This is a genomic window from Pirellulales bacterium (assembly GCA_036490175.1).
GTDB lineage: Bacteria > Planctomycetota > Planctomycetia > Pirellulales > JACPPG01 > JACPPG01.
Genome location: DASXEJ010000037.1, coordinates 1 through 3654, shown reverse-complemented (window position 1 = coordinate 3654; position 3654 = coordinate 1). Strand labels below are relative to the sequence as shown.

The window sequence follows — 3654 nt, the reverse complement described above, 5'->3', positions numbered from 1 at the left end:
AACGCTGGCCCAGCATCAAAGAGACGAGGCGTGGTACGGACAAGGGATCGTAGCCGAGCTTCAGACGTGGGCGGGAAGATACGTTGTCGAGTTTAAACTCGACATTCCAGAAATCGTCCTTTGTATCGAAAAGCTATCTCGTAACCGCTATGCGCAGTTTCGCTACGGACATAACAAGTTCGGCCTACGTGGCGAAATCGCTTTCAATTCGATCTATCTCGATGGCAGCCGCCCGCTCTGGGAGGTGCTGGGTACCCTCCTGCACGAACTCTTGCATGGCTGGCAGCAATGCCACGGAAGTCCAGGCCAAGGGAATTACCACAACGTGCAATTTCGCACGAAGGCACAGGATCTGGGTTTGATCGTCGACCGGCATGGCGTGACCGGCTACCAGGCCCATAGCCGTTTTAAAGAGCTGCTGGTGCGCTTTGGCGTCGATATACCGATCGACGAAGTGCAGCCGGTGGCCATCGCCGGCGCGAGCACGGCCAAGCTCAAAAAGTGGACGTGTGGCTGTGTCAACATTCGCGCGGCAACGCAGGTCAACTTGCGCTGCATGGATTGCGGCAACGAACTGGTGCGCGATGACACACCCGGCCGGGCGCAGCGGTTTCGGCAAGCGCGACAGCACGTCTAGGACAACTTTCTTGTACACAACAACCCCTTTTGTCTTCGGAGTTACGTGTGGACGGCTTCTTCTCGACAATTCGGTTCTTCTTCGGCTGTGGCACGCTGTTGTTCGTCTCGCTAATCGTCCTTGCCCATCTACCCAAGAGCCCGTTGCGCTCGTCACTTGTGCAAATCTGTGGCTGGGCCACAGCGCTCTTATGCGGAGCATGGGTCGTGTCGCCGATTGACCCAATTCCAGACGTCCTTTTTCCGGTTGGGTTCATCGACGACATCATGGCGGCGATCGTCGGATTCAAAGCAGCCAAGGCCGCCTGGAAGGCCGGCAAGGAAAAGGCGGCCTTCGAGAAAGAAGAGGCAGCCGCGGCGGAGCAGCGGGCGGCATGAGGCCGGCCGTTTGCCCGTCGTTTCGGAACCGCGATCCCTCAGGAAGCAAATCTCATGTCACGCGAAGCGATTCAATACGTGCCGACGGATAAGATCGAGTTCGAACCACAGGTCCGCGCTACATTTGCCGAACAATCGCTGGTCGGCCTGGCGCGAAGCATCCAGGAAATCGGCCTGCAACAGCCACTCCGTATACGCTCGGTCGACGAGCGCTTTATCGTAGTCGACGGAGAGCGGCGTCTACGAGCGGCGCGGCTGATCAAGCTGGCCGAAGTGCCGGTCATCGTGGAAGAAAAGACCCTCTGTGAGGGAGAGATCCTGCAGCGGCAACTGGTCGCCAATCTGCAGCGTGCGGGACTCACGCCCTGTGAACGGGCGCGAGCTATCAGGCATTTGATGGACGCCACCGGTTGGCCGGCGAGGGAAGCCGCCGGCAAGTGCGGCATCTCCAGTGCCACCGTGACCCGGTTATTGGCGATTCTGGAACTTCCAGAATCGATCCAGGCAAAGATCAATGCCGGCGAGATTCCGGAAAGTGCTGGCTATTTACTTAAGCAGGTCGACGATCCCGAGAAGCGCTCCGAGCTGGTGGCGCAACTGGTGAACGGCCAACTCTCGCGCGATGCACTGGCCAGGGACGTCAAAACTGACCGTCCCGCAAAATTGCGCAAGCCCACCGTCGGCTCGAATCGCGCCACCGCGCTTCTGGCCGGGGGCGACTTGGTTACTGTCGTCGGCAGCGATCTGACGCTCGATCGCATGGTCGATGCCCTGTCGTCGGTGCTAGCCAGGATTCGCAAGCTGCGCTCGCGCGGTATTGCTGATCTGGCAATGGCATGCCGCCTGATGCGCGAAGAGGCACGGGCCGAAGCGAAAGCCGCACCGCCTATCGTCCAGGAGGTGTCGTGATGGATGAGAACCAGATCATGGCCGCCTGCGTGGCCGCTTGCGGCCTCTTATGGCTGATCGTTCGCCGCCGGCAGCCGCGCAAGGGAAACCTCGACGCGCCACTGTTCCGCTGGACAAAAAAAGACTCCTTTACCGTCCGAGATCTGATCAACGGCGGGGTGTGCATCGTGGGGCGCGTGGGCTCCGGCAAGACGAGTTCGTCCGGCCGGATATTGGCGCAAGCCATTGTGAATTATCGCAATTCCGGCGGCTTGATCTGTGCCGCCAAACCGGGCGAGGACGTAGTGCTGTGGCGGAAGATTTTTGCCCAGGCCGGCCGTAGCAAGGATCTCTTGATATTCGAGCCGGAGGGGAAGCTGCGATTCAATTTTCTGGCTGAGGCGATGCGCCACGGTGGTCACACTCGGGAAATTACGAAGTGCATTACTACGATTGGCGAAACCTTGCGCTCAGCCGATAGCCGTCGCGGCGAGAATGCCGATTTCTGGGAGCGCGAACAGGAACGGATGATCTACAACGCCGTCGGGCCCGTAAAGCTGGCCACAGGCACCGTCAACGCACCAGATTTGCAAGAGTTCATCGTGACGGCCGCCGAGAATCCGGCGCAACTTCATGAGCTGGCCTGGAAGAGTAAGTTCCACTGCCGGTGCATGGAAAACGCCTGCGGCGCGCGCAAATCAAAGTTCGACGCGCACGACTTTCAGTTGGCCAGTGACTACTGGTTCGGCGAAGTCCCCTCGATGTCCGACCGAACCCGTTCTTCAATTATGACCGGCGTCTTGGGCATCCTGCACACATTCAACACGGGCCTGGTGCGGGAGCTGATATCGACCACCACGAATGTCGGTCCGGACGACATGCTGCAGCGCAAGTGGATTCTCATCAATATGCCACCGGCCACTTATGGCGACATGGGCAACTTCGTCAACGCCGGCTGGAAGTACCTGGCCCAAAAGTCCATTCTCCGTCGGCGCGCGAAACCAAAGGACCCGATCAACGTGATCTGGTGCGACGAAGCCGCGCAGTTCACCAACAGCATGGATCAGCACTACGTCTCGCAATGCCGCTCGCACTTAGGCTGCCTAGTCTATCTCTGCCAATCACTGCACTCGTTTCATACGGCCTTGGGCGGAGGAGAAGGGCGTCATCAGGCGCAGGCGCTCTTGGCGAATTTTGGCCATCGTATTTTTCACGCCCTGGGGGATATGGAAACGGCCATGTGGGCTAGTGGGCTGATCGGACAGCGTCTGGAGACGCTCATGGGGGGCTCGATGCAGCCGGCAGGCGACATCTTTGACGAGATCATGAGCTACGGCCAATTCACCTCCACTTTCAACACGCAATATCAGCCGATCCTACAAACCAACGAATTCATGAACGGCCTGCGGACCGGCGGGCGCAAAGCGGGCTACGTCTGCGACGGCATTGTGGTGCGTTCGGGCGAAAGATTTTCCAACGGCGAGAGTTGGTTACGAATGGCCTTCCGTCAAAGGTGAACTATGCACAACTCGCATCAGCATCCCTTCGTCGCTATGCGCGGCGTCGTCAATCTCCTGTACGTGATCGTCAGCGGTCATGCCACCTGCGTCACGCTTTTCGTGCGGCGCAATTTCGGCCGCGAGGCACTGGGGCGTAACGGCGTCGTGGCCTTCTTGATCCTCTTTATCTACATGGCAGCGTACCCACGGCATCTCGTGCTGCGGCAGTTCACCTTCTATTGGCTCGCGATGC

At 59.0% G+C, this 3654-nt stretch carries 5 protein-coding genes; all 5 read left to right on the top strand.

All coding sequences use genetic code 11. The features are described 5' to 3' along the window. The coding region (locus tag VGG64_03130; protein HEY1598565.1) for a hypothetical protein at positions 1 to 637 on the top strand (637 nt) is incomplete at its 5' end. A gap of 47 nt (positions 638 to 684) precedes the next feature. Next, entirely contained in the window at positions 685 to 1014 is a 330-nt protein-coding gene (locus VGG64_03125; GenBank protein ID HEY1598564.1) for a DUF1232 domain-containing protein, read from the top strand. A 54-nt stretch (positions 1015 to 1068) separates the two neighbouring features. Beyond that, complete coding sequence (locus VGG64_03120; protein HEY1598563.1) at positions 1069 to 1923, top strand: ParB/RepB/Spo0J family partition protein; 855 nt, start codon at positions 1069 to 1071, stop codon at positions 1921 to 1923. Then, positions 1923 to 3419: a TraM recognition domain-containing protein gene (locus tag VGG64_03115; GenBank protein ID HEY1598562.1), complete on the top strand. Its 1497-nt coding sequence runs from the start codon at positions 1923 to 1925 to the stop codon at positions 3417 to 3419. The genes VGG64_03120 and VGG64_03115 overlap by 1 nt, the downstream gene beginning before the upstream one ends. Positions 3420 to 3422: 3 nt before the next feature. Beyond that, positions 3423 to 3654 (top strand): hypothetical protein (locus VGG64_03110; GenBank protein HEY1598561.1); only part of this gene is annotated, 232 nt, incomplete at its 3' end.

Bases quoted from the DNA above. Each gene is read 5' to 3' on its own strand.
- VGG64_03115 (HEY1598562.1), top strand. From the start codon at position 1,923: ATGGATGAGAACCAGATCATGGCCGCCTGCGTGGCCGCTTGCGGCCTC.
- VGG64_03120 (HEY1598563.1), top strand. From the start codon at position 1,069: ATGTCACGCGAAGCGATTCAATACGTGCCGACGGATAAGATCGAGTTC.